Annotated in this window: 2 protein-coding genes; both read right to left on the bottom strand. The window is 66.3% G+C overall.

The window, feature by feature from the left end; all coding sequences use genetic code 11:
• A partial coding sequence (locus CEY15_RS17620; protein WP_095719489.1) for an ATP-binding protein occupies positions 1-509 on the bottom strand: 509 nt, incomplete at its 3' end.
• On the bottom strand, positions 509-1,176 hold a 668-nt coding region (locus CEY15_RS17615; RefSeq protein WP_428844207.1), incomplete at its 5' end, for a Mu transposase domain-containing protein. The genes CEY15_RS17615 and CEY15_RS17620, both read right to left, overlap by 1 nt.

The following is a 1,176-nucleotide window of genomic DNA, read 5'->3' as shown; positions in this document are numbered from 1 at the left end:
TCGTCGATGATCAGCAGCTCCACGTCCGAGAGGTCGTTGAGCATCTTCTGGTGGCGGATCCCGTCGCCGCGGGCGATGACCAGCCGCCGGGCGAGTTCGTCCATGCGGGCGTAGGTGACGGTGTGCCCGTTCTGGCAGGCGGCGATGCCGATCGCGCAGGCCAGGTAGGTTTTTCCGCCGCCGGTCGGTGAGAGGATCAGCAGGTTGGTGGGGTCTTGCCTCCAGTGGTGTCCGGCGTAGCGTTTCATCCGCACCGGGGTGATCCCGCGTCCGTCCTGGTAGTTGATCTCGGCGATCGAGGCCTGCGGGATGGGGAACTTGGCGGCGCGGATGAGCTTGTCGATCCGGTGGGCTTGGCGCTGGTCCAGGGCGTCGTCGACGGCGGTGAGGAAGATCTGCTCCGGGGTGAGCTCGTCATTGGCCTCATCGCTGATGAGCTCCTCGAACCGGGTCGCTACGTGGGTGATGCGCAGATTGCGGAACTTCTGATGATCGATCTCGGTGAACATCACACGCCCTCCCCGCTGCGCCCGCGCGAGTAGTGATCGGCCGAGCGGACTTGAATCGCGCCGTCGTCTCGGGTTCCGGCCGGGGGTGGGGGCTTTCGTGTGGCCGCCGCCGGCACCACGGGCCGGGGCGCCTTGCCGTCGGAGTCGATGGTGGCCATGACGCGTTTGAGCACGCTGTAGCTCCCGGCGCCGTTCTGGTTGAGCAGCACTTGGCAGGCAGCCTCGAGCCGCTGCCGACTGCGCTTGCCCAGGGTCTCGAGGATGTTCTGGCAGTCCAGGTAGCCCTGGGCCTCGATCACGTGACGGTCCAGGATCTGGGCGATCACCTTCTCGGTGGCAGGACCGAACCCGCGGGCACGGTCGGTGAACCACTGCCTCGACCACAGACCATCGATGCCCTGATGCTCTCTCGGGGCGTGCGCGAGCACCGTGGAGTACTGGCCCTTACGACCATGGCGCCGGGGGTGCACGCAGACGACCTGGTCGCCATCGAAGATCGTCACAGATTGTGCGGTCAGGCGGACCCGCAGCAGTTGACCGGCGAAGGTGTACGGCACCGAGTAGTACTGCGAATCGCAGGAGATGTGATAGTTCCGCCCGACTTTGAGCTGCTTCCACTCCACCGTGGCGAACCCGTCGTCGGGCAGGACGCCCAGCAGCGGCGCCT

The sequence above is a fragment of the Dietzia natronolimnaea genome (assembly GCF_002289575.1).
Taxonomy (GTDB): domain Bacteria; phylum Actinomycetota; class Actinomycetes; order Mycobacteriales; family Mycobacteriaceae; genus Dietzia; species Dietzia natronolimnaea_A.
This window is presented reverse-complemented; position numbering and strand designations above follow the sequence as displayed.